Here is a 21,932-nt window from a genome sequence, read left to right as displayed (position 1 = left end):
TCAGGCGGGGACGTTCATGCCGTGCGAGGCGCGCTGAGCGCCACGCCCAGGTCTTCCACCAGCATGCCCAGTTCGTGCGACGAGCGGATGTCCAGCTTCAGGAAGATGGCGGACCGGTGTGTGTCCACGGTGCGCGGGTCGATGGGGCGCTCCGGGTCACGCTGCGCCAGTGCACGGGCCACTTCCTTGCTGCTGAGGCCCGTGCCCAGCAGCTGGGCCACCTCTTGCTGGCGTGGGCTCAGGGCGTTCCAGCGCTCGCGCAGCTGGTGCTGCCGTTGTGTCTGCCGTGCTTGCGTTTGCGACAGCGTGGAGGCCTTTTCGACAGCGGCCAGCAAAGTGGCTTCGTTGCACGGTTTTTCGAGCCAGTCCACCGCCCCTTGTTTGACGGCTGCCACGGCGGAGGACAGCTCACCGTGGGCCGATAGGAACACGGTCTTGAGCGCGCTGTGGCGCTGGCCGAGTTCGTGGAACACCTGCAGCCCGCTCAAGCCTTCCATGCGCAGGTCCAGCAGCACGCAGCCGGGGTGGTCCAGTGCAGCCTGCGCCAGAAAGGCCTCGCCGCCGTCAAATGCTCGCACCGTGTACCCGCGTGCCAGCAGCAGTGCGGCCAGCGATTGGCGCACGCCTTCGTCGTCGTCCACGATGTAGACCGCAGTGGGGTCCAGCGAGTCAGCGGCGATGGGGGCAGTGTCGTAGGTCATGGCGCGGTGGCATTCTCGTTGGCGGGGGGGCATGGCAGGCGGATCTCGAAGACCGCGCCGCCGCCTTCGCGATTGCGGGCCTGTAATTGGCCCCCCATGCTTTCAATGATGGAGCGGCAGATGTTGAGACCCAGGCCGAGACCGTCGGAACGTGTGGTGAAGAAAGGCTCGAACAGGCGCTCGGCGATGCCGGGCGGCAGGCCTGGGCCCCGGTCCAGCACTTGCACCAGCGCTTGGCCATCGTCTGCGGCCATGCGCAGCCGCAATTCGTGCCCGCCGGGCGGGGGCTGGTGGGTCTGCATGGCCTGCAGGGCGTTCAGGCCCAGGTTGATCACCACCTGCTCCAGCAGCACACGGTCTGCGTTCACCGGCAAAGGGGCGCCGGCCTGTTCCACACGCACAGGGATCCCCTGGCGGCGAGCCTCGGCGCGCAAGAGCAGCTCCAGCGACTGCTCCACGATGGCAGATAGATCGCAAGGCTCGCGGCTTTCAGGGTGCTGGCGCACCCAGCGGCGGATACGACCCACGATGTCGGCGGCCCGCAGCGCCTGGGCCGACAGGGCCTCCAGGCTGTCGTGGAGGGGGCCGGTCTTGCCCTGGGCGGCCAGCGCCCGTGCGGCAGCCGCATAGTTGACCAGGGCGGCCAGCGGCTGGTTCAGCTCGTGGGCCAGGGTGGATGCCATCTCGCCGACGGTGATCACGCGCTGCACCCGCTGCAGCTGGGTCTCGCGCTGCTGCTGCTGCTCTTCGGCCCGCTTCTGCGCGGTGATGTTGACCACCGAGCTCATCCAGCCGATGTGCTGGCCGCTGCCGTCGATCAGGCGTGTGGTGTAGAACATCGTGTACACGTCCGACCCGTCACGGTGCCTCAGCCGGTTCTCCCGCCCCTGCGGAAACGCGTTGCCGGCCAGCACCGTGTCGCTGTCGTTCCAGTGGCGGTCCAGCTCGTCAGGGTGCCAGTACGGGTAGGGCGGCAGCTGGCCGATGAGTTCGTCGGCCCGGTAGCCCACCATATCGCACATGGCCGCGTTGACATAGACGATGCGCCCTTCGAGGTCGCGGGCGCGCATGCCCACCAGCAGCGAGTCCTCCATGGACTGGCGGAACGCCTGTGCCTGCTGCAGCGCGTGGGTACGCTCTTGTACGCGCTGCTCCAGTTCGATGCGGGCCAGCCGGTTTTCGGCGAGGCGCCGCTCGCGCAATTGCCAGTACAGCGCACCCAGCACCAGCAGGCCCGACGCCAGCGTGGCCAGCGCCCAGGCCTGTTGCCGCGCCAGGGCCACCACGCGGCTGTCGGCAGTGACGGTGAGGGTCCAGCCCAGGTCGGGCAGCTTCTCTTCGAACGCCAGGTAGCTTTTGCCGCCAGCGCCGTCAAGGCGCAGTTCAGTACCGGGCGGGTCGTTTTGGGGGTGCAGGGTCCAGGGCACGGCGCGCGGGGTCCATCCTGTGCCGTACTGTTCGTTGTGCTGCAGCTGCTGCACGAGTGGGGTGGGCAAGGGCTGGCTGGTGCGGTAGAGCCAGCCGGGCACGGAGCCGAGAAAGACGATGCCCCGCTCGTCCGTCACGAACACTGGATCGCGCAGCTGGGCCCATGGGTCCGAGATGGGTTCCATGCGTACCTTGACCGCCACCACGCCGATCACGCGGCCCGCATCGACCACGGGGGCCGAGACAAACAGGCCGGGTTCGCCCGTGGTCTTACCCACGCCATAAAAGCGGCCCGTCTGGCCCGCCAGGGCATCGCGAAAGTACGGCCTGTTGCCGTAGTTCTGGTGCACAAAGCTGTTGGGGGTGTCCCAGTTGCTGGACGCGAGGGTGAGGCCCTGCGGGTCCATCACGTACAGCATGTCGGAGCCCGCATGCTGGTTCACCGCCTGCAGGTAAGCGTTGGCTGCGTCGCGTACGGCCTGAGATGAAGGCTCCTGCAATAACTGGCGCACCAGCGGGTGCTGCGCGGTGGTGAAGGGCAGGTAGTTGTAGCGCGTGGCCACGCCACGCAGCGCCAGGGCTTGCACCTCGCCCAGGCGGCGCAGGTTGTCCCACTGGGCGTCGCGTTCGCTCTGTTCTGCCCATTCGCCCGCGCCACACACCAGCAGGGCCGCCAGGAATAGCAGCGTGGCAATGAAGCCTCCGCGCCGGACTTGATGCCAGCGGCGGGGCGCGCCCTGCGGGGCTGGCGGGGCGGGCGCTGCACGCACCATGGGTTGTGGTCCAGGTGTCTTTATCGGCCTTGCGGGGGCGTGTCAGCCGCCGTGTTTGTCGGCTTCCGACGTGAATGCGTCGGCAAAAAACTCTTCCGACGGCAGGCCGCGCTGGGCGCTGTAGGCGTCACGGGCGGACTCGACCACGATGGGCGCGCCACACGCATAGACCTGGTGACCTGAGAGATCCGTAAAGTCGTCCAGCACCGCCTGGTGCACAAAGCCTGTGCGGCCGGTCCAGCCGTCCTCGGGCAGTGCGTTGGAAATGACCGGAACGTAGCGCAACCACGGCAATTCGGCCACGCGGGCCTGCACCCAGTCGGCCAGGTACAGATCGCCAGGGCGACGGCCGCCCCAGTACAACACGGTGGGGCGGCTGATGCCCTTGAACTGCAGGTGCTCGATCAGCGCCTTGATGGGGGCAAAGCCGGTGCCGGATGCCAGCAGAACGATGGGCTTGTCGGAGTCTTCGCGCAGGAAAAAACTGCCAAACGGACCTTCGACACGCAGGATTTCCTTCTCCTTCATCGCCCCAAACACATGGTCGGTGAACTTGCCGCCGGCCATGTGTCGAATGTGCAGCTCCACACCCGGTGCCTCTGCCTGGGTGTGCGGCGCGTTGGCCATCGAGTAAGCGCGTCGGGCGCCGTCGCGCAGGATGAACTCAATGTACTGGCCCGCGTGGTATCGGAAGGTGTCTGCGGCAGGCAGCTGCAGGCGCACCTGCATCACATCGTCTGATTTCTTTTGGAGCGAGGCCACGCGCACTGGCATCTTCTTGACGGGGTAGGCGCTTTCGTCGGTGACTTGGCGCGATTCGAGCACCACGTCGGACAGTGGCTGTGCGCAGCAGGTCAGCACCAGGCCTGCGGCCTCTTCATCGGCCGTGAGGGCCTTGGATTGGTGGGCGCCGTGCTGCACGGTGCCGCTGAGTTTTTTGCACTTGCACGAGCCACAGGCGCCGTCCTTGCAGCCGTAGGGCAGGCCCACGCCACTGCGGATGGCGGCGGCCAGGATGGCTTCGCCCGCATTGGCACTGAAAGCGCGGCCACTGGGCTGCACGGTGATCTGAAACGCTGCGGTGGTGGCAGCCTCGGCGCTGGTCATGTGTGGGTATCCTTGGAGTCGTCTCTAGCTAAGCAAACGGACCCGATTTTGCCCTCAAACCAGAACCCCCTCGGCGCGCTGCCAGCGCGCTTTCGTCGCGAACGCCTGCTCATCGTGGGCTGTGGTGATGTAGGTCAACGGGTGCTGCGCCATCTGCAGACGGGCCCCGGGGCCGGGCGCATGCAGGTGCTGGCACTGACCTCCAGCGCTGGGCGGGTGGCGGAGCTGCGGGCACAAGGGGCCCGGCCTCTGGTGGGCAATCTGGACGATGCAGGCACCTTGCGCAGGCTATCCGGCCTGGCGACGCGGGTGCTGCATCTGGCGCCCCCGCCGGGGGAGGGCGCAGGGGGCGATGCCTGGTGGCGTGACCCCCGTACCGTGGCGCTGACCCGCGCGCTGCGGCTGCGCACCTTGCCAATGTCGTTGGCCTACGCGTCCACCAGCGGTGTGTATGGCGACTGCCAGGGGGCCCTGGTGTCAGAGACTCGGGCCGTGGCCCCCGGCACACCTCGCGCCCAGCGCCGTGTGAATGCCGAGCGCGCCGTGCGCCACTTGGGCCGTGCCGGCGTGCGGGCCACCGTGTTGCGCATTCCGGGCATCTACGCCCCCGACCGCGAGGGCGGTACGCCTGAGGCCCGCTTGCGCCGGGGCACGCCTGTGCTGGTGGCCGAGGACGATGTGTTCACCAACCACATCCATGCCGAAGACCTGGCGCGCGCCTGCATGGCGGCCGTGTGGAAGGGGCGCCCGCAGCGCGCCTACAACGTGAGCGACTCCACCCACATGAAGATGGGCGACTACTTTGACATGGCGGCTGATCTGTATGGCCTGCCTCGCCCGCCGCGCGTGCGTCGCAGCACGGCGCAAGAGCAGCTGTCGCTGATGCTGCTGAGTTTCATGAGCGAATCGCGCCGGCTGGACAACCAGCGCATGCTGCGCGAGCTGGGTCTGCGGTTGCGCTACCCCAGTGTGGCTGAGGGGTTGCGAGCCTGAGAGGCTGGAGAAATCCGCACTCTCCTCACCTTGCCCACATGGGCGACCGATCAGCGGGGGTAGCTATTGCCCTGGGCGTCGTAGCAGCGGAACACGTTGCACTGCGTGAATTTTTTGGGGGTGGGCGCCGGCGGTTGCACCGGCGTAGGCCGCGCCGGGTAATGCGGTGGGGGCACGACGACTACCGGCGTCGTGGTGTTAGTTGACCGGGGGCGGGACTTCTCCACCTCCGCATAGCCCTGAGGGCCCAGGCAGTCCAGGTCGACCTGCCGCTGCGCCGCCTCCACCCGCAGGTTTTGTTCGTAGCCGCCGCCGGTGACGCTGCTCAACACCACATCCAGGTTGCGCCGTGAACGGGCGCACTCCGGGGAGCGTGCGTAGTCTGTGGTTTTGGCAGGAGCGGTCTGGTCGCGTTGTGTATTGCGCCGTGATTCGGTCTCGGCGGCGGTCGCCTCGGCCTGCAAGCGCTGCTGTTTGCGCGCCAGCGCCTCGGCGGCTTCTTCGCGCTCCTGCTGGATCTCCTGCGGAGTTTTGCGGGCCTCCACCTCACGCACGGTGGTGCCGCTGGCGCATTTGCCGTCGGTGTAGGTGACCTTGCCCGTGGCAGCGTCGGTGCAGCGCACCACCTGCGCCTGGGCACCCAATGGAGGTAGTGCGCCCAGAAAGACCACGCACAGGCCAGCGATGAGGGTATGGGTACGTGGTTTCATGGTGGCTGGAGAGTTGTGGGGGGTAGCGGGGTCAGCGCCAGGCCATCACGGCTTGTCCGGGCTGTTGGACTGCTGACGGGAGCGCCAGTCGTACGGACTCGGGGTGTAGCTGTCGGGTGCCAGGCGGCCGGGGCGGTTTTCGCGGTTGCGGCGGTCTTCAGCAGCGCGGCGATCCCGTTCGGCCTGCTCCCGGCGGGCCTGGTCCTGTTCTCGGGCTCGGCGATCCAGTTCACGGGCCTGCTGGTCGCGGCGTTCGCGTTCGCGTGCTGCCCGGTCGCGCTCAGCGCGGTCACGGTCACGCTCTCTTTCGCGCCAGTCATTGCGGTTGCGGTCGTTGTCCCACCGGTTGTCGTCGCGGTCACGTCCGCCGTAGTAGATGGCGGGCGGTGGCGGCGGGGCCGAATAGATCACGCCAGGCGCACGGTACACAGGCGGCGCTTGGTACACCGGCGGCGGGGCACTGTAGATGTAGCCTGGCTGTTCGTACACCGGGTAGCGCGGAGAGTCGTAATAAGGGTCGCCCGGCACGGTGGCACACCCCGTCACCAGGGCCCCCAGGACCGTGGCGGAAAGAATGCGGGTGATGGTGTAGGTCATGGTGATCAGACTCCGGCCGGGTAGGCGCGTTCCGCCTTGTCCGTAAAGCCCATGAAAAGCGCTCCGGTGGAGCGTTACAAATTTCAGGGGTCTGGCACAGGGGGCCAATCACTTTAGCGCGTGGGGACGGCTTTTGGTTGACTCGGCGCATGCACAGGAGCCGATGGAGGCTGTAACAACCCGTGAATATGGGGCACGCCTGCTGCTTGATATCGTCAAAAATGATAGCTATCAGAGTACGTTTTACCGGCGCAATCAGATGATTCAAGCAAAAAATCGGACCCGCAAAAAAACGGCCCCGCAAGGCCGTTGTGTTCCAGCGGATAGGGCGCCGGTTTACTTGGGCAGTACGCGGCGGATGGTCTCCGCCAGGTCTTCCGCCACAAACTTGGCCACATAGCCATCGGCCCCGACGCTGCGAACGTGGTCTTCGTTGGCCGAGCCCGACAGCGAGGAATGGATGACCACCGGCAGCCCATGAAAGCGGGCGTCCTGCTTGATGTTGCGCGTCAGCGTGAAGCCGTCCATCTCTGGCATTTCCAGGTCGGTCAACACCATGGCCACGCGGTCAAGCACCGTCTTGCCCTCGGCCTCGGCACTTTTGGCGATGGCATTGAGCCGGTCCCAGGCCTCCTTGCCGGATTTCACCATTTCATATGGCGCGTTGAGCACCTTGAGTTCTTGCTCGATGAGCGAACGGGCCACGAACGAGTCGTCCGCCGCCAGGATGATGCAACCAGGCTTGAGTTTGAGCTTGGCGCCCACCTTTTCCTCTGTGACCTCGTGACCGTCAGAGGGCGAGATCATCTGCAGGATGGCTTCCACGTCCAGCACCTGCGCGAGGCGGGACTCGTCGGTGTTGCCGTCCAGACGGGCAATGCTGGTCACCAGCTTGCCAGCAGCGCCGCTGGTTTCCGCCGACAGCACCTGTTTCCAGTCCAGGCGCACGATGTCTTCCACCGACTCGACCGCAAACGCCTGGGTGGTGCGTGCGTACTCTGTCACCAGCATGATGTTCAGGCCCGTCTGTGGCTTGCAACCCACGATGGAGGGCAGGTCCAGCACCGGAATCACCTGTCCGCGCAGGTTGACCACCCCGAGCGAATGGGCCGTGGTGCCCGCAATCGGCGTGATGCTGGGCATGGCCACGATCTCGCGGATCTTGAAGACATTGATACCGAACAGCTCGGACTTGCCCAAGGCGCTGTCGATGCCCAGGCGAAACAGCAGCAGCTCGAACTTGTTGGTGCTGGTGAGGTTGGTCCGCTCGTCGATGTCCTGCTGGATGGCTTTCATGTTGGATCCTTCGCGCGGTAATGAAGATACGAAGATACGCGCTTTTACAAATTCTAGGACCCAAACGGCACGCGCAGTGCGCTAAATCTTCAGGCAATACCCGAATAGTGCGCTGCAGCATCCGTGCGTGGCGGCGCCGTCACACCCTGTCCGGCGTGACCGGCTCAAAGTGCACAACGGTGGGGAACGGATCGTAATAATGGTGCAGCAGCCGTTTCCACTCCTGGTACTGGGCGGATTGGCGGAAACCCACCTCGTGGTCGGCCAGGGTGGCCCAGCGCACCAGCAGCACATAGTCCTGCGGTCGCTCCATGCAATGCCCCAGCTCATGGGACAGGTAGCCGGGCATGGAAGCAATGATGCGCTGCGCCTGGGCAAACGCCTGTTCAAACGCGCTGTTCTGGCCGGAGCGGATGGTGAGGTGGGCAATTTCCAGAATCATGGGAGTGGCCAGAGGGGTGGATGGGGCAGGGAATCAGACCACATTGCTGCGCTGCGTGGGCTCGGGCTGGGCTGCGGTGGCCTTCATGCCGTCCGCCAGGCGGTGCAGCAGACCGAGCAGGGGCGCGTCCGACGCGTCGCAGGCCAGGCCGATGTTGCGCGAGAAGGCCAAGGGCCCGTCCAGCGGGCGGGTGAGCGCGCGGCGCGCCTGGGCTGCATGCGACTGCGGCACCACGGCCAAGCCCATGCCCGCGTCCACCATGTGCAGCAGCAGCTCCTCGCGCGCGGCGCTGGCCTGCACCTGCAGCGCAATCCCCCGCTCGGCCAGCAGACGGATGAAGGACTGGTGCAGCGGGCAATAGGGCCACTCGATGAGGGGCAGGTTTTCAATGTCTGCCAGGCCAAAGCGCTTCTTGAAGCGCAGCGGGTGCAGCTCGGGCACGAGCATCACATAAGGCTCGTGCCACAGCGGCACAAAGGTGTCGCCCGGCGGCTTGCAGTGCTCGGCCACCATGCGCAGCCGCGCCTCTTGCGCGCTGGCGGTGAGCCGCACCATGGTGTGGGGCAGCTCCTGCGCGATGTGTGCGAACAGGGGCGTGGCCTGCTGCACCATCAGGTCGTCCTGCAGGAAGATGCCCAGCGTTTCACGTGGTGCATCGCGAAAGTCGCGCACCATGGCGCTGGACTGGGCCAGCAGGCTGCAGGCGCGGGGGTACAGCCGGTGCGCGGCAGGTGTGGGGGCCAGGCCCTGGCGGCTGCGCTCGAAAAGGGTGGTTTCGAGCGCATCCTCCAGCCCCTTGATGGCCATGCTGATGGACGGCTGCGCCACAAAACAGCGGCGCGATGCGGCCGTGACCGAGCGCTCTTCATAGGCCGCTACAAAGTAGCCCAGGGCGCGCAGGTCAAACAGCATGGTGGCAGGGCCTTTCTTGGATCAGGTTGTCAGACGGGGGTGATGGTGGTGACGGTCTCGCGGAAATAGTCCACCTGGCCGTTCTGCGAATGGCTGGTGATCCAGGTCACGGATTCCACCTCGCGCTGTTGTACCGCATAAAAGAAGCGCTGGTGAAAGTGCGTGAGCACCCAGTCGTTGCTCAGCGGCTGGCTGTGGGTGTGCAGGATCTTCGTGCCGCGCGGGAACACCTCCACCCCCAGGCGCTGCACCACGGCCATCGCCTCGGCCTTGTTGCGGGCGATTTGCCAGCTGGTGTCGGTATCGTCGCGGTAGTGGTCGATGCGGAAGTCCACATCGTCGGCAATGGTGGCCAGCAGCGTGGGGACGTCCTGCTGCTCGAAGGCGGTCAGCACGCGGTCGATGGGGAAGATCAGTGGCGGGTTGGTCGTCATGTCGGGTCTCCGGTGGGTGGTGGGGTCAATCCATCAAACAAACCCTGGCCAGGGAGCCGCAACTGTAGGCAGAGCACGGCGCCCACACAACGATGGAATTTGTGGGTCCGTGCGATAAAAAATCGATGGGTGCCGACGAGCAAGGCTCGGAGCGGCTCACAAAAACTAGCGTAGCGGTTCTGGCTAGGCGCTGCGTCGCAGGCAGTGCGAGCAGTACGACAAGACGCGGCAACGACGCCAGAAAAGTTTTGTTGGTCGCTTTCAGTCCGAAATACCGGGCACCTGCCGCAGGTAGGCATGCAGTGCCGCGATGGACTGGCGCACCTTGGCGGGCTGGGCATCGCGTTGGGGCGTGACGGCCCAGATGTCCAGCGTGCCAAACGACCAGTCGGGCAGCAGGCGCACCAGCCGCCCGGCCTGCAGTGCTTCGTGCGAGTCCATGCTGCCCACCAACGCCAGGCCCAGCCCGGCCTCGCACATCTGCTGGATCGAGAGCTGGTTGTTGCTGGCAATGCGCGGCTCCACCCGCAGTGCGCGCGGCTCGCCGCTGGGACTGCGCAGGTCGATGAGCAACCCGCCCCCCTCGCGCGCGAAGCCCAGCCAGCTATGGGACAGCAGCGCATCCGGGTGCTGGGGCACGCCGTGTGCGGCCACCCATTCGGGTGATGCGCACAGGTACCAACTCATGCCCCCCAGGCGCCGGGCCGCCCAGGTCGAATCCGCCAGGCGCCCGTAGCGTACGGCCAGGTCGATGCGGGCGTTGATGAGGTCGATGGTGGAGTCGTCCACCAGCAGCCGCAGGCGCAGCGCCGGGTGCGCGGCCAGCAGTTCACCCAGGGCGGGTGCGATGTGCCGCGCAAACCCCACGGTGGCCGACATCCGCAATTCGCCACTGGGCGCATCGCGGGATGCGGCCAGCTCGGCGCGCGCTTGCTCCGCCGCCGCCCACATGGCAGCGCAGCGCGCGTGGTAACGCTGGCCCGCCTCGGTGAGCGCCAACTTGCGCGTGGAGCGGTGCAGCAGCGTCACGCCGCCGTCGCTTTCGAGCTTGCGCACCTGCTGGCTCACCGCCGAAGTGCTCATGCCCAGTGCGCGCGCGGCGCCGCTCATCGAGCCGTGCTGCACCACCGAGGCAAAAACAGCCATGCGTTTGAGGTCTTCCATGCGTTTGATTGTGAAGCACAGCTTCAAAGATAAGGCAGTTTTAGCCATCTACCGCCTGTTTTGACAAGATCCTATTCTCACTACATCACAACTTTGACCCCAAGGACATCGATATGAACATCGCCCTGATTGGCGCCACCGGTTTTGTCGGCTCGGCCGTGCTGAACGAACTGCTGCAACGCGGCCACCGTGTGACCGTGCTGGCCCGCAACTCGGCAAAGCTCACGGCCCGCGAAGGCCTGACCGTGGTCGCCGCAGACGCGCAGGACGCCACCCAGGTGGCCAAGGCCGTTGCGGGCCACGACGCGGTGGTGAGCGCCTACAACCCCGGCTGGACGGTGCCAGACATCCACGACCAGTTCCTCAAAGGCACGCGCGCCATCATCGACGGCACCAAGGCGGCCGGCGTGCGCCGCCTGCTGGTGGTGGGCGGCGCGGGCAGCCTGTTTGTGGCGCCCGGTGTGCAACTGGTGGACACGCCCCAGTTTCCCGCCGAATGGAAGCAGGGCGCCCTGGCCGCGCGCGAGGCGCTGAACTGGATCCGCACCGAAAGCACGCTGGACTGGACCTTCCTCTCGCCCCCCATCCTGCTGCAGCCCGGCGAGCGCACCGGCCAGTACCGCCTGGGCGACGAGGCCCCGCTGATGAACGGCGACCAGCCTGGCAGCATCAGCGTGGCCGACCTGGCGGTGGCAATGGCCGACGAACTGGAAACACCACGCCACGTGCAAAAGCGTTTCACGGTGGCCAACTGAACAGCGCTTAGGGGTGAGTAACTCCTGATTTGATAGCTGCAAGCGCAATATCCACTAGCGCTTGCGGCACTTTTTGCTTCAAAACGCAGGTTCATCCCGTAAACCACCGCATCGGCACCAGCACGAGGGACGGGAACAGCACCATCAGGAACATCACCGCGAACTGGGCCACCATGAACGGGATGACGCCCCGCGTCACGTCGTCCATGCGCATCTTGCCCACGCCCGCCACCACGTTCAGCACCGTGCCCACGGGTGGTGTGATGAGCCCGATGGCGTTGTTGATGATGAACAGCACGCCAAAGTAGACCGGGTCGATGCCTGCGGCCTTCACCACCGGCATCAGCACGGGCGTGAGGATGAGGATGGTGGGCGTCATGTCCATGGCGGTGCCCACGGCCATCACCAGCACCATGATGGCGATGAGCAGCAGCGTGGGGTGTTCCATCAGGGGCTTGAGCAGGCTCACCAGCTGACGCGGGATATCCGCCACGGTGATGAGCCAGGCGCTGACCATGGCGGCCGCCACCAGGAACATGATCACGGCGGTGGTCTTGGCGGCACTGATGAACACATCGGTCAGCTGGCGCCAGTGCAGCTCGCGGTAGACCAGCGTGGCCACCAGCAGGGCATAGACCGCAGCGACGGCAGCGGCTTCAGTGGGTGTGAATACGCCCATCTTCAGGCCCACGATCACGATGACCGGCAGGAACAGCGCCCAGGTCGATTCCTTGAGCGCCTGCAGCTTCTCGGCCGTGGTGGCCTTGGGCGGCGGCGTGACGTTTTCGCGCTGCGACACCCAGTACCAGGTGATTGCAATCGCCAGCCCCATCAGCAGCCCGGGCACGATCCCCGCCAGGAAGAGCTTGCTGATCGACACATTGGCCGCTACGCCGAACACCACGAAGCCGATGGACGGCGGAATCACCGGCGCGATGATGCCGGCCGAGGCAATGAGCCCGCCTGCGCGCGCCTTGTCGTGCCCGGCCTTCACCATCATGGGCAGCAGCAGGGCGGCCAATGCTGCGGTGTCGGCCACAGCCGAGCCCGACAGTGCTGCCAGCATGCAAGCCGCCAGGATGGCCACAAAACCCAGCCCCCCGCGCTTGTGCCCCACGAGCGTGAGCGCGAGCTTGACGATGCGCTGCGACAGACCGCCCACATTCATGATCTCGCCCGCCAGCATGAAAAAGGGCACGGCCAGCAGCGGAAAGCTGTCGGCCCCGTTGATCACGTTCTGCGCCAGGATCTGTGCGTCAAACAGGTCCAGGTGCCACATGAGGGCGACGCCGGAGACCAGCAGCGCATAGGCGATCGGCACGCCGATGGCCATGGCGGCCAGCAGGGAGCCGAGGAAGATAAAAACGGTCATGGAAGAGCGCTCCAGGTCATTGCGGTGTGGGGTTCACTGGCGTGAGGCCGTGGGCGCGGGGGCTGTGTGCGGCAACTGGCTGCCCACGGCGGCCAGTTCTTCGGATTCGGAGATTTGCACCAGCTCGCTGTCCGGCATCTGCCCCGACACAATGCGCCACAGGTCCAGCGCCAGCAGCAGGCCCGCCGCCACGGCAAACACCACACCCGACGCATAGAAGATGGCCATGGATGCACCGGTGACCGGTGCATCCACATCCCAGTTGATGCGCGCCTGTGCCAGCGCGCCGCTGAAGAGCAGCCAAGTGCACCAGATCATCAGCGCGTAGCTGATGGCGAGGCAGATGCGCTGGCCCTGCGGCGGCAGGCGCGCCAGCAGAAAGTCCGTGCCCAGGTGGCCCCGCTCGCGCACCGCCACGATGGCGCCCAGGAAGGTGATCCACACAAACAGCCAGCGCGAGACCTCCTCGCTGATGGCGATGCCGGAGTTGAACGCGTAGCGCAGCACCACGTTGCCAAACACCATCACCACCATCACGGCCAGCGCCAGGGCAATGAGCAGGTTGATCCAGCGGCAGCAGCGGTCGATGAAGGCATTGAGCATGGGGTTGTCTCCTGTTTTCTTTTGACTCAAAGCGCTGTGCCCTGCAGCAGCCCGCGCTGCGCCAGGTTGGCCATGAAGGCGCGCAGGCCAAAGCGCCAGGGCGGCGCGGCCTCGCTGTGCGCCACGCGGTTGTGCAGTCCGCCCAGCCAGGCGCTCTGGATGGACACCAGATCGCCCAGGTGGTGGGTGAAGCCGCCGCCCGGCTGGCCGCGGTCTTCGATGGGGGCAAACAGCGTGCCCAGGAACAGCATGAACCCGTCCGGATACTGGTGCGCAGCCAGGGTCTGCGCCACCAGGTCGGTGGGGTCGCGGCTGATGCTGGCCATGGTGTTGATACCGCGCAGCTCAAAGCCGTCCGCGCCCGCCACACGCAGGTGCACCGTCTCATTGCGCACCTGTTCCAGCCCGAAGCTGGCGTCGAACAGGCGGATGAAGGGTCCTAAAGCGCATGAAGCGTTGTTGTCCTTGGCCTTACCCAGCAGCAGGGCGCTGCGGCCCTCGATGTCGCGCAGGTTCACATCGTTGCCCAGCGTGGCGCCCACGATCTGGCCCCGGCTGTTCACGGCCAGCACCACCTCGGGCTCGGGGTTGTTCCAGGCCGAGTCGGAGCGGATGCCGATGTCGTCCCCGCAGCCGACGGACGCCAGCACCGGCGCCTTGGTGAACACCTCGGCATCGGGGCCAATGCCCACCTCCAGGTATTGCGACCACAGGCCTTTGTCTTGCAGCAGCGCTTTCAGGCGCATGGCCTCGGGCGAGCCCGGGCGGATGTCCGCCAGGTTCTGGCCGATGAGGCCGATGACCTGGCTGCGCAGGCCCTGCGCGCGGGTGGCGTCGCCGCGCGCCTGCTCTTCGATCACGCGCTCGATGAGGCTGGCCGCAAACGTCACGCCCGCCGCCTTCACCACCTGCAGGTCGCACGGGGCCAGCAGCCAGGGGCGGCTGGTGTCACGTGCGCCGGGCAGGCTGTTGGCCAGCAGGTCTTCCACGCTGCACAGGTACTGGCCGGTGGCGCTGCGCGCAGCCTCTGCCGGTGCCAGGGTGTCGAGCAGCGTGCTCATGGTGGGGTAGTGCGCGCTGAGGTCAAACACACCTTCGGGCCGCAGTGCCACCACGGCCGGGCCGGGAACGGCACCATTGGGCACCCACACCCGGCCCACCAGCGTGCCTTGCAGGCCGTCGTCGGGAAGCACTTGCAATGCGGCCTGGGGCGCACGGGCCCGTTCGGCAACTGCCGCTGCCGTCATGTTGTTCATGGAGAGTCCTTCGAAAAAGTCCGGGAAGGCGCCAGTGGCCTACCCGTTCGTTGTCAGTGGTTGTGGCGTGGCGTCTTTTCGGAGATGCGCTGAAATTCCAGCGCAAAGTCCAGCGTGGCGCCATCGGCCAATTGCCCTGTTTTCTCGCGGTACAGCGCCTCCCAGGGCGACTGGCTTGCGGGCACGGGTGGGGGGGGCAGGTCGCGTTGTCGGCGCGCGATTTCCTCGGGGGCGACCAGTGCATCGCAGCGACCGGTGTTCAGGTCGATGCGGATGGTGTCGCCGCTTTGCAGCCAGGACAGGCCCCCGCCCACGGCGCTCTCGGGCGATGCGTTGAGGATGGAAGGGCTGTCTGCCGTGCCCGACTGGCGTCCGTCGCCCAGCGTGGGCAATGTGTTGATGCCGCGCCGGATCAGCGCATCGGGCGGCTGCATGTTCACCACTTCGGCCGAGCCCGGCCAGCCGATGGGGCCCGCGCCGCGCATCACCAGGATGCAGCCTTCGTCGATGTTCAAGGTTGGATCGTTGATTCGGGCGTGGTAGTCGTCCGCGCCTTCAAACACCACAGCACGGGCTTCAAAGATGCCTTCCGCGCCCGGCTGGCTGAGGTAGCGCTGGCGAAAGGCTTCGGAGATCACCGAGGTCTTCATGATCCCGAAGTCGAACAGGTTGCCGCTGAGCACCATGAACCCCGCCTTGTGCATGAGCGGGTTGCTGAAGGGGCGGATCACCTCGCGGTCGTGGGTCTCGCGGCCTTGCAGGTTCTCGCCCACCGTCTTGCCGGTCACGCTGGCGCAGTCGGCATGCAGTTTGCCGGCCTGCTGCAGCTCCCACATCAGCGCGGGCACGCCGCCGGCGCGGAAGAAGCGTTCACCCAGAAACTGCCCCGCAGGCTGCATGTTCAGCAGCAGGGGCAGGTCGTAGGCCTGGTCGGTCCAGTCTTGCGCGTCCAGCTGCACGCCCGCGTGGCGCGCCATCGCCATGATGTGCACCTGCGCGTTGCTGCTGCCGCCCGCCACGCTCACCACTGACAGCGCGTTCAGAAAGCTCTCGCGCGTCAGGATGCGCGATGGGCGCAGGTCTTCGTACGCCATCTCCACGATGCGGCGCCCGGTCTCGTACGCCATCTGGCCGCGTTCGCGGTAGGGCGCTGGAATGGCCGCGCAGCCCGGCAGCGACAGTCCCAGCGCCTCGGCCACGGCGTTCATGGTCGATGCCGTGCCCATGGTGTTGCAGTGCCCGGCCGAGGGCGCGCTGTTGCAGGCGCGTTGTAGAAATTCTTCCTCGTCAATCTCGCCCGCCGCCAACTGGCGGCGGCTGCGCCAGATCACGGTGCCCGAGCCCACCAGCTGCCCTTCGTGCCAGCCGTCCAGCATCGGCCCGCCCGAGAGCACGATGGCCGGGATGTCCACGGTGGACGCGGCCATGATGCCTGCAGGCGTGGTTTTGTCGCAGCCCGTGGTCAGCACCACGGCATCGATGGGGTAGCCGTACAGGATCTCCACCAGCCCCAGATAGGCCAGGTTGCGGTCCAGCGCGGCCGTGGGGCGGCGGCAGTTTTCAAAGATGGGGTGGACGGGGAACTCCATCGGAATCCCGCCCGCATCGCGGATGCCGTCGCGCACGCGGCGCGCCAGGTCCAGGTGGATGCGGTTGCAGGGCGACAGGTCGCTGCCCGTCTGCGCAATGCCGATGATGGGCCGGCCCGAGCGCAGCTCTTCGGGCGTGAGCCCGTAGTTCATGAACCGCTCCAGATACAGCGCGGTCATGTCCGAGCGCTCGGGCGCGGCAAACCATTCGCGGGAGCGGAAGGGGCGGCGGGGTGTCTTTGTCATGGGGTCGGAGCGTCGCAAAAGAAGGGCTGGGCGCAGCGGTACGCTGCGCCCAGGGGAACGAACTACCGGCTTACTTGCCGCCCCGCGCCTTGGCCAGCTCGCCCATCAGCTCGCTGGTGGTTTCTTCGCCAAACTCCTTGCCGTACTTGGCCAGCACGGGCTGCAGCTTGGTGCGCAGCTTGGCCTGCTCGGCGGCGGGCAGCTCGGTGATCTGCATGCCGGCCTTCTTCAGCTCACCCAGTGCGGTTTCGCTGAAAGCGCGGATGGTCTTGCGCTCGAACACCGTGGCCTCGCGGGCGGCCTCCTGCACGATCTTCCTTTCGTCGGCCGAGAGGCCGTCCCAGGTCTTCTTCGAGATGAGCAGCACCCAGGCGCTGTACATGTGGCGCGACAGCACCAGGTGCTTTTGCACTTCATAGAACTTGCTCGCCAGAATGGTGGCGGGCGGGTTTTCCTGGCCGTCCACGGCCTTTTGTTCCATGGCCGTGTACAACTCGGTGAACGGCATGGGCGTGGCGTTGGTGCCCAGCGCGTTGAAGGTGTCGAGGAACAAAGGGCTCTGGATCACGCGCAGTTTCAGGCCCGCCAGATCATCGGCAGTGTTGATGGCCCGGCGCGAGTTGGTCACGTGGCGAAAGCCGTTCTCCCAGAAGCCCAGGCCGATCAGGCCCTTGTCGGGCAGCATGGCCAGCAGCTTCTGGCCGAAGGGGCCGTCGAGCAAGGCGTCGGCTTCTGCCTCGGTGTTGAAGGTGAGCGGCAGGTTCAGCACGCCAAAGGGCTTGATCAGCGACATCAGCGTGGACGAATCGGGAATCGTCATCTCCAGCGTGCCTCCGCGCAGGGCCGAGGTCATGCTCACGTCGTTGCCCAGGGCGCCGCTGGCGAACAGCTTGGCGTTCATCTTGCCGCCGCTCTTGGCCTGCAGGCGCTCGGCAAAGTGGCGCACGGCCTGGGCCTGCGGGTGGTCGTCGCTCAGGCCAATGCCGACCTTGAAGGTGTGTTCCTTGACTTGGGCCGAGACGGGGGCGGCGAGGGCGGCCAGCAAAGCGGCAGCCAGGGCGAGGGTCTTGAATTGCATGGTGTCTTGTCTCCGTTGGAATGGCGGGACCCCGCTGGCGAGGCCGTCGGCGTATGCAGCTTTTTGGCAAGCCGTCATGGACGCAAGGCGAAGGTTAGGTTTCGCGCCCCGGCGGGTCCACTGAATGTTTTGCGACAATCCATTCCAAACGCTTATGAGTCCAGACGAATTTCCGGGTAAACCCTTGTCTTTGGCGCAGGCCTGCGCGCGGCTGCGCTTTCGGCATTTGCAGTTTCTAGACATCCTGGGCCGCACGCGCAACCTGCGGCTGACGGCCGAGCAGATGCACGTCACGCAGCCTGCGGCGACCAAGATCCTGATGGACATCGAGGAGATCCTGGAGGCGCGCCTGTTCGACCGCCTTTCGCGCGGCATGCGGCCCAACGAGCTGGGGCTTTTTACGCTGCGCTACGCCAGCGCAGCGCTCGATGGGCAGCGCAAGTTTGTGGACGAGTTCAACGCCCTCAAGCAGGGCGGCCATGGCCATGTGACGGTGGGTGCGATCACCGGCTCGGCCGCGCATGTGCTGGTGGCCTCGGTAGTGGAGATCCAGCGCCTGCGGCCCCTCTTGGTCATCAAGATCCTGGAGCAGAGCAGCGACCAGCTCATCGCCTGGCTGGCCGAGCGCAAGATCGATCTGATGATCGGCCGCTTCACCACCGAGGACCAGCGCAGCCAGTTCCACTACGAGCACCTGTCCGCCGAGCCGCTGCATGTGGTGGGCGGGCAGCACCACCCGCTGCGCGGCGCCACCGACCTGTCGCTGACCGAGCTGGCGCACTGGCCGTGGATTCTGTACCCTGCCTCCACGGCCGTTCGCAAGGTGTCGGACGACCTGTTCGGCGGCGCGGGCCTGGCGCTCACGGCGGGGGTGGTGGAGACGCCGTCCTTCCTGTTTGCGCTGGAGCTGATGAACACCACCCACATGATGTCGCTGCAGCCCGCTGCGCTGATCCAGAAATATGTGGACCGGGGCCTGCTCTCGCGCATCCCCGTCGAGCTGCCCAACCGCATGCCCAGCTATGGCCTCATCACCCGCCTGGGCGAGCCGCCCACACCCTCGGCACAGGCCTTCATCGAGGTGTTGCGCGACATGGCGGGTGTGGCGCCGGACGTTCTGGGGGAGTGACCAGGCCTGCGCCATGTGTGGCCTTTTCGATAACCAATGGTTATCGAAAATTGGGGCCACCGGGCCCTGCCGTTATGCTCTGCGCCCTTTCCCGCAATCCAGGCCTTTTTTTCCATGACCGACGCACCCGACACGCCCGACACCATCCAGGAACCCCGCTGCTGGAGCGATGGGCGCTGGACGGCGCAGGTCATCAAGAACGAAGACGACGATGGCTGGGCCGTGGCAATGACACTGAAGGGCGAGGCCGAACCCGCGCTGGTGGGCCCCTGGACCATGGGCCGCGACAAGAAGAACCCCAAGCCGCTCGATGTGTCGGCCTTCCACACCCTGGTCAAGACCGCGAGCGAAGTGGTGCGCCGCCATGAGCAGCAGTTGCATGCGCAGCTGAACAAGAGCGTGCACATCACCACCGCAGACGGCCAGCGCCTGCGCGTGGCGCTGGCCATCGTGCCCGATGAGGAAGGCGCCACGGCCACGCTGAGCGCAGAGGACGAGCTGGGTGAGGAACTGGCACGTGCGTCCGCGCCGCCCACCTTCAAGCTCACGCCCGCCAGCGCAGCGGCCTGGGCCGAAGGCGGGTATCAGCGCGTGCGCTGAGCAGACTTCGGCGTTCAATACAGCCCACAGCCGTAGAAACCGGCACTGCCAGTGCAGGCAATCGCCTGCGCGACGGCGTACTGCGTGCCCGCCGCCTAAAATCCCACCCGTCGGCCCCGGATGACCTTCGGGGCCGACAGCGTTCTCAGGGCGGGGCGGAATTCCCCACCGGCGGTATTTGTTGGCTGAAAAGCCCGCAAGAGCCCGCGAGCGCCTGCGGTGCCGTTCTTCGGATCGGCCTGCAGGGTCAGCAGATCTGGTGCGAAACCAGAGCCGACGGTCACAGTCCGGATGAAAGAGATCGCGAAACCCACAGCTCCCGCCATGGGTGGCTGGGCCCTCGGCGTTTGCCTGCGTGCTTTGTTGCGCGCTGGCATGGCGCAGGGCCTGCGCCGCCCTGTGCAGGCGCCGTGTTCGCGCGCGCCCTGATTCTGGCCAACCCTGTTCTGAGGAACCCATGAATCAGTCTTCTTCACCTTCCGTTTCCCCTCTGGCTCCCGTCGCCGCCCACCGTGGCGCCCGCGTGGCCATCATCAGTGCCAGCTGGCACCAGGACATCGTGCACCAGGCCCGCGACGCGGCCCTGGCCGAGTTTGACCGCCACGGCCTGCCCCCCGCGCAGGTGGCGCTGTTCGATGTGCCCGGCGCGTTCGAGATTCCGCTGCTGGCACGCAAGCTCGCACGCAGCGGGCGCTACGACGCCATCGTGGCCTGTGCGCTGGTGGTCAACGGCGGCATCTACCGCCACGAGTTCGTCACCACCGCCGTCATCGACGGCCTGATGCGCGTGCAGCTCGACACCGAGGTGCCCGTGATGTCGGCCGTGCTCACGCCGCGCGACTTCCACGACCACGAGGACCATGTGCGCTTCTTCCGCGAGCATTTTGTGAAGAAGGGCACCGAGGTGGCCCAGGCCTGCCTGCAGACCATGGCCTACCTGCGCAAGCTGGCCTCGCCCACGCTGGCCACCGTGCAGCAGGCAACCCCTGCGCTGGCTGAAGCCTGAGAAGGCGCCATTTGCTACTATTTATGTAGCTGTTGGTGCATGATGCACTAGCGCTTCAAGCCGATTGGGCTTGAAATGGCTGCGCCACTTCAGCCTGTGGCCAACCGGGGCTGGTGGTGGCCCGGTGCGGGCATGCTGGCCTGCCTGGGGGTGTTGGCGTCGGTGTCTGCCAGCCGGAACACCGCCACTGCCTGCACCAGCTGCTGCGCCTGTACCTTGAGGCTGTCAGCGGCGGCGGCGCTCTGTTCGACCAGCGCTGCGTTCTGCTGCGTGGCCTGGTCCATTTCGGTGATGGCGTCCCCTACCTGGGCGACTCCCGCGCTTTGCTCGCTGCTGGCAGCGCTGATCTCGCCCACGATGTCGGTCACGCGGCGGATGGCGCTCACCACCTGGTTCATCGTGGCGCCTGCCTTGTCCACCAGCGTGGTGCCCAGTTCCACGCGCTCCACGCTGGCGTGGATCAGGGTCTTGATCTCCTTGGCGGCCTCGGCACTGCGCTGCGCCAGGCTGCGCACCTCACCGGCCACCACGGCAAAGCCCCGGCCTTGTTCGCCGGCACGGGCCGCTTCCACAGCCGCGTTCAGCGCCAGGATGTTGGTCTGGAACGCGATGCCATCGATCACGCTGATGATGTCGGCGATCTTGCGGCTGCTGTCGTTGATGCCCTTCATGGTCGTCACCACCTCGGCCACCACATCACCGCCCTGCACGGCCACGGTGCTGGCGCTCACGGCCAGCTGGTTGGCGGTGCGCGCGTTTTCGGCGTTGGCCTGCACGGTGGAGCTGAGTTCTTCCATCGATGCCGATGTTTGCTCCAGCGCGCTGGCCTGCTGTTCGGTGCGGGCGCTCAGGTCGTTGTTGCCCTGCGCGATCTCGGTGCTGGCGGCGGCCACGCTGTCGGCGTTGTTGCGCACATTGCTCACCACGTGCGACAGGCTGATCTGCATGTCGTGCAAGGCATTGAGCAGCAGCGCGATCTCGTCCTTGCCCTGCACGTGCCGTGCCACCGTCAGGTCGCCGCTGGCCACGGCCTGCGACACGCGCACCGCGTTGTCCAGCGGGTTCACCACGGTGCGGCTGAAGGCAATGGCGCCTGCTATGCCCAGCGCGCACACCACCAGCATCACCACCAGGCTGATGGTGGTGGCCCGCTGCGCAGTGGCGGCGGCATGTTCGGCCACGGCGCTGCTGGCCTTGGCGATCAGGTCGCCCGCCTGGTCCAGCAGTTGTGAGGGCTCGCGGTCCATGCCCGCCACGGCCTTGTCGCCCGCTTGCGGGTCGTGGTCGGCCGCCTTGAAGGCTTCAAACCCCTTGCGGTAGGCGGTGCCCATGCGTTCGTGGGCCTGGGCAAACTGCAACACGCGTTCGCGGCCCTCCCCCGGGGGCAGGGCGGCTACGAGCTTTTGCGCCTCGTCCTTGATGGCCTGTTCCTGCTTTTCAAACGCGGCCCAGTAGCGCGTGAGCTGGGCCGGGTCCTTGCCGCGCAGCAGCACGTTTTTCCACTCCTGCACCTGCACCTTGAAGTTGTTGAGCATGCCCGCCGCCATGCGCTCGTGCTCGAAGCTCTGGGCCACGGTGGTCTGGTAGGTGTCGAGCGCCTGGTTCAGGCGGCTGATGCCAAACAGGGCCGCTGCAAACAGCAATAGCAGCGACACGGTGAAGGCCAGGGGGAGCTTGAGGCTGAGCTTCATGAGGAACTCCTTGAGGGTCCAGAAACGCCGCAGTGCTGGGCCATGGGCCC

Annotated in this window: 21 protein-coding genes and 1 riboswitch; of the genes, 5 read left to right on the top strand and 16 right to left on the bottom strand. The window is 66.3% G+C overall.

Annotated elements, in window-relative coordinates:
• Positions 1-14: 14 nt before the first annotated feature.
• The 3 genes from ASD75_RS22760 to ASD75_RS22750 are packed head-to-tail and all read right to left on the bottom strand — an operon-like array spanning position 15 to position 4,009.
• Positions 15-701 (bottom strand): response regulator transcription factor, encoded by a 687-nt coding sequence (locus ASD75_RS22760; protein ID WP_056748290.1) that lies wholly within the window; start codon positions 699-701, stop codon positions 15-17.
• Positions 698-2,902, bottom strand: coding sequence for an ATP-binding protein (locus ASD75_RS22755; protein WP_056748288.1), 2,205 nt, complete (start codon positions 2,900-2,902; stop codon positions 698-700). The genes ASD75_RS22760 and ASD75_RS22755 overlap by 4 nt, the downstream gene beginning before the upstream one ends.
• Positions 2,903-2,944: 42 nt before the next feature.
• Positions 2,945-4,009, bottom strand: coding sequence for a CDP-6-deoxy-delta-3,4-glucoseen reductase (locus tag ASD75_RS22750; protein WP_056066718.1), 1,065 nt, complete (start codon positions 4,007-4,009; stop codon positions 2,945-2,947).
• A 48-nt stretch (positions 4,010-4,057) separates the two neighbouring features.
• Here ASD75_RS22750 and ASD75_RS22745 point away from each other — a divergent pair, with 48 nt between their 5' ends.
• A complete protein-coding gene (locus ASD75_RS22745) occupies positions 4,058-5,002 on the top strand; it encodes an SDR family oxidoreductase (protein WP_056748286.1) in 945 nt (314 codons plus the stop codon).
• A 50-nt stretch (positions 5,003-5,052) separates the two neighbouring features.
• On the opposite strand, the gene ASD75_RS22740 is transcribed toward ASD75_RS22745, so the two are convergent.
• The 7 genes from ASD75_RS22740 to ASD75_RS22710 form a co-directional block, all read right to left on the bottom strand.
• Positions 5,053-5,712 carry a DUF4124 domain-containing protein gene (locus ASD75_RS22740; RefSeq protein WP_056748284.1) on the bottom strand — a complete coding sequence of 220 codons (660 nt, stop codon included), beginning with the start codon at positions 5,710-5,712 and terminating at the stop codon, positions 5,053-5,055.
• A 45-nt stretch (positions 5,713-5,757) separates the two neighbouring features.
• Positions 5,758-6,309 carry a hypothetical protein gene (locus ASD75_RS22735; RefSeq protein ID WP_056066726.1) on the bottom strand — a complete coding sequence of 184 codons (552 nt, stop codon included), beginning with the start codon at positions 6,307-6,309 and terminating at the stop codon, positions 5,758-5,760.
• Between the two features lie 336 nt (positions 6,310-6,645).
• A complete protein-coding gene (locus ASD75_RS22730; RefSeq protein WP_015015359.1) occupies positions 6,646-7,605 on the bottom strand; it encodes a chemotaxis protein in 960 nt (319 codons plus the stop codon).
• A 139-nt stretch (positions 7,606-7,744) separates the two neighbouring features.
• Positions 7,745-8,047 (bottom strand): antibiotic biosynthesis monooxygenase, encoded by a 303-nt coding sequence (locus ASD75_RS22725; protein ID WP_056748282.1) that lies wholly within the window; start codon positions 8,045-8,047, stop codon positions 7,745-7,747.
• A gap of 33 nt (positions 8,048-8,080) precedes the next feature.
• Entirely contained in the window at positions 8,081-8,959 is an 879-nt protein-coding gene (locus tag ASD75_RS22720; protein WP_056748280.1) for a LysR family transcriptional regulator, read from the bottom strand.
• 29 nt (positions 8,960-8,988) lie between these two features.
• Entirely contained in the window at positions 8,989-9,393 is a 405-nt protein-coding gene (locus tag ASD75_RS22715) for a hypothetical protein (RefSeq protein ID WP_056748278.1), read from the bottom strand.
• Positions 9,394-9,654: 261 nt separating this feature from the next.
• Entirely contained in the window at positions 9,655-10,557 is a 903-nt protein-coding gene (locus tag ASD75_RS22710) for a LysR family transcriptional regulator (RefSeq protein WP_056748276.1), read from the bottom strand.
• A gap of 113 nt (positions 10,558-10,670) precedes the next feature.
• On the opposite strand from ASD75_RS22710, the gene ASD75_RS22705 reads away from it, so the two are divergent.
• Positions 10,671-11,312, top strand: coding sequence for an NAD(P)-dependent oxidoreductase (locus ASD75_RS22705; RefSeq protein WP_056748274.1), 642 nt, complete (start codon positions 10,671-10,673; stop codon positions 11,310-11,312).
• A 91-nt stretch (positions 11,313-11,403) separates the two neighbouring features.
• Here ASD75_RS22705 and ASD75_RS22700 read toward each other — a convergent pair whose 3' ends face one another.
• The 5 genes from ASD75_RS22700 to ASD75_RS22680 form a co-directional block, all read right to left on the bottom strand.
• Positions 11,404-12,684, bottom strand: a complete 1,281-nt coding sequence (locus tag ASD75_RS22700; RefSeq protein ID WP_056748272.1) for a TRAP transporter large permease subunit — start codon at positions 12,682-12,684, stop codon at positions 11,404-11,406.
• A gap of 33 nt (positions 12,685-12,717) precedes the next feature.
• The gene (locus tag ASD75_RS22695) at positions 12,718-13,287 is read right to left on the bottom strand and encodes a TRAP transporter small permease (protein WP_056748270.1); all 570 of its coding nucleotides are present in this window, start codon (positions 13,285-13,287) and stop codon (positions 12,718-12,720) included.
• 26 nt (positions 13,288-13,313) lie between these two features.
• A complete protein-coding gene (locus ASD75_RS22690) occupies positions 13,314-14,543 on the bottom strand; it encodes a fumarylacetoacetate hydrolase family protein (RefSeq protein ID WP_200947641.1) in 1,230 nt (409 codons plus the stop codon).
• Between the two features lie 53 nt (positions 14,544-14,596).
• On the bottom strand, positions 14,597-16,378 hold the full coding sequence (locus ASD75_RS22685) for an IlvD/Edd family dehydratase (protein WP_056748268.1): 1,782 nt from the start codon (positions 16,376-16,378) through the stop codon (positions 14,597-14,599).
• Positions 16,379-16,448: 70 nt separating this feature from the next.
• Positions 16,449-17,456, bottom strand: a complete 1,008-nt coding sequence (locus tag ASD75_RS22680; RefSeq protein WP_056748267.1) for a TRAP transporter substrate-binding protein — start codon at positions 17,454-17,456, stop codon at positions 16,449-16,451.
• A 154-nt stretch (positions 17,457-17,610) separates the two neighbouring features.
• Here ASD75_RS22680 and ASD75_RS22675 point away from each other — a divergent pair, with 154 nt between their 5' ends.
• The 3 genes from ASD75_RS22675 to ASD75_RS22660 all read left to right on the top strand — a co-directional run bounded on the left by ASD75_RS22675 (position 17,611) and on the right by ASD75_RS22660 (position 20,191).
• Positions 17,611-18,585: a LysR family transcriptional regulator gene (locus ASD75_RS22675; protein ID WP_056748264.1), complete on the top strand. Its 975-nt coding sequence runs from the start codon at positions 17,611-17,613 to the stop codon at positions 18,583-18,585.
• 114 nt (positions 18,586-18,699) lie between these two features.
• A complete protein-coding gene (locus ASD75_RS22670) occupies positions 18,700-19,185 on the top strand; it encodes a hypothetical protein (protein WP_056748260.1) in 486 nt (161 codons plus the stop codon).
• Positions 19,186-19,322: 137 nt separating this feature from the next.
• Positions 19,323-19,492: riboswitch (FMN riboswitch) on the top strand.
• A gap of 150 nt (positions 19,493-19,642) precedes the next feature.
• On the top strand, positions 19,643-20,191 hold the full coding sequence (locus ASD75_RS22660; RefSeq protein WP_056066768.1) for a 6,7-dimethyl-8-ribityllumazine synthase: 549 nt from the start codon (positions 19,643-19,645) through the stop codon (positions 20,189-20,191).
• A gap of 89 nt (positions 20,192-20,280) precedes the next feature.
• Here ASD75_RS22660 and ASD75_RS22655 read toward each other — a convergent pair whose 3' ends face one another.
• Entirely contained in the window at positions 20,281-21,882 is a 1,602-nt protein-coding gene (locus tag ASD75_RS22655) for a methyl-accepting chemotaxis protein (protein WP_056748256.1), read from the bottom strand.
• Positions 21,883-21,932: the final 50 nt, after the last annotated feature.

The sequence above is a fragment of the Acidovorax sp. Root568 genome (assembly GCF_001427445.1).
Taxonomy (GTDB): Bacteria; Pseudomonadota; Gammaproteobacteria; order Burkholderiales; family Burkholderiaceae_C; genus Acidovorax; species Acidovorax delafieldii.
The sequence above is the reverse complement of the archived record's forward strand: the minus strand, read 5'-3'. Positions and strand labels throughout refer to the sequence as shown.

What these genes read in the sequence shown, in the direction of transcription:
- ASD75_RS22760 (WP_056748290.1), bottom strand. Translation starts at nt 701, where the DNA reads ATGACCTACGACACTGCCCCCATCGCCGCTGACTCGCTGGACCCCACT.
- ASD75_RS22755 (WP_056748288.1), bottom strand. Translation starts at nt 2,902, where the DNA reads ATGGTGCGTGCAGCGCCCGCCCCGCCAGCCCCGCAGGGCGCGCCCCGC.
- ASD75_RS22750 (WP_056066718.1), bottom strand. Translation starts at nt 4,009, where the DNA reads ATGACCAGCGCCGAGGCTGCCACCACCGCAGCGTTTCAGATCACCGTG.
- ASD75_RS22740 (WP_056748284.1), bottom strand. Translation starts at nt 5,712, where the DNA reads ATGAAACCACGTACCCATACCCTCATCGCTGGCCTGTGCGTGGTCTTT.
- ASD75_RS22735 (WP_056066726.1), bottom strand. Translation starts at nt 6,309, where the DNA reads ATGACCTACACCATCACCCGCATTCTTTCCGCCACGGTCCTGGGGGCC.
- ASD75_RS22730 (WP_015015359.1), bottom strand. Translation starts at nt 7,605, where the DNA reads ATGAAAGCCATCCAGCAGGACATCGACGAGCGGACCAACCTCACCAGC.
- ASD75_RS22725 (WP_056748282.1), bottom strand. Translation starts at nt 8,047, where the DNA reads ATGATTCTGGAAATTGCCCACCTCACCATCCGCTCCGGCCAGAACAGC.
- ASD75_RS22720 (WP_056748280.1), bottom strand. Translation starts at nt 8,959, where the DNA reads ATGCTGTTTGACCTGCGCGCCCTGGGCTACTTTGTAGCGGCCTATGAA.
- ASD75_RS22715 (WP_056748278.1), bottom strand. Translation starts at nt 9,393, where the DNA reads ATGACGACCAACCCGCCACTGATCTTCCCCATCGACCGCGTGCTGACC.
- ASD75_RS22710 (WP_056748276.1), bottom strand. Translation starts at nt 10,557, where the DNA reads ATGGAAGACCTCAAACGCATGGCTGTTTTTGCCTCGGTGGTGCAGCAC.
- ASD75_RS22705 (WP_056748274.1), top strand. Translation starts at nt 10,671, where the DNA reads ATGAACATCGCCCTGATTGGCGCCACCGGTTTTGTCGGCTCGGCCGTG.
- ASD75_RS22700 (WP_056748272.1), bottom strand. Translation starts at nt 12,684, where the DNA reads ATGACCGTTTTTATCTTCCTCGGCTCCCTGCTGGCCGCCATGGCCATC.
- ASD75_RS22695 (WP_056748270.1), bottom strand. Translation starts at nt 13,287, where the DNA reads ATGCTCAATGCCTTCATCGACCGCTGCTGCCGCTGGATCAACCTGCTC.
- ASD75_RS22690 (WP_200947641.1), bottom strand. Translation starts at nt 14,543, where the DNA reads ATGAACAACATGACGGCAGCGGCAGTTGCCGAACGGGCCCGTGCGCCC.
- ASD75_RS22685 (WP_056748268.1), bottom strand. Translation starts at nt 16,378, where the DNA reads ATGACAAAGACACCCCGCCGCCCCTTCCGCTCCCGCGAATGGTTTGCC.
- ASD75_RS22680 (WP_056748267.1), bottom strand. Translation starts at nt 17,456, where the DNA reads ATGCAATTCAAGACCCTCGCCCTGGCTGCCGCTTTGCTGGCCGCCCTC.
- ASD75_RS22675 (WP_056748264.1), top strand. Translation starts at nt 17,611, where the DNA reads ATGAGTCCAGACGAATTTCCGGGTAAACCCTTGTCTTTGGCGCAGGCC.
- ASD75_RS22670 (WP_056748260.1), top strand. Translation starts at nt 18,700, where the DNA reads ATGACCGACGCACCCGACACGCCCGACACCATCCAGGAACCCCGCTGC.
- ASD75_RS22660 (WP_056066768.1), top strand. Translation starts at nt 19,643, where the DNA reads ATGAATCAGTCTTCTTCACCTTCCGTTTCCCCTCTGGCTCCCGTCGCC.
- ASD75_RS22655 (WP_056748256.1), bottom strand. Translation starts at nt 21,882, where the DNA reads ATGAAGCTCAGCCTCAAGCTCCCCCTGGCCTTCACCGTGTCGCTGCTA.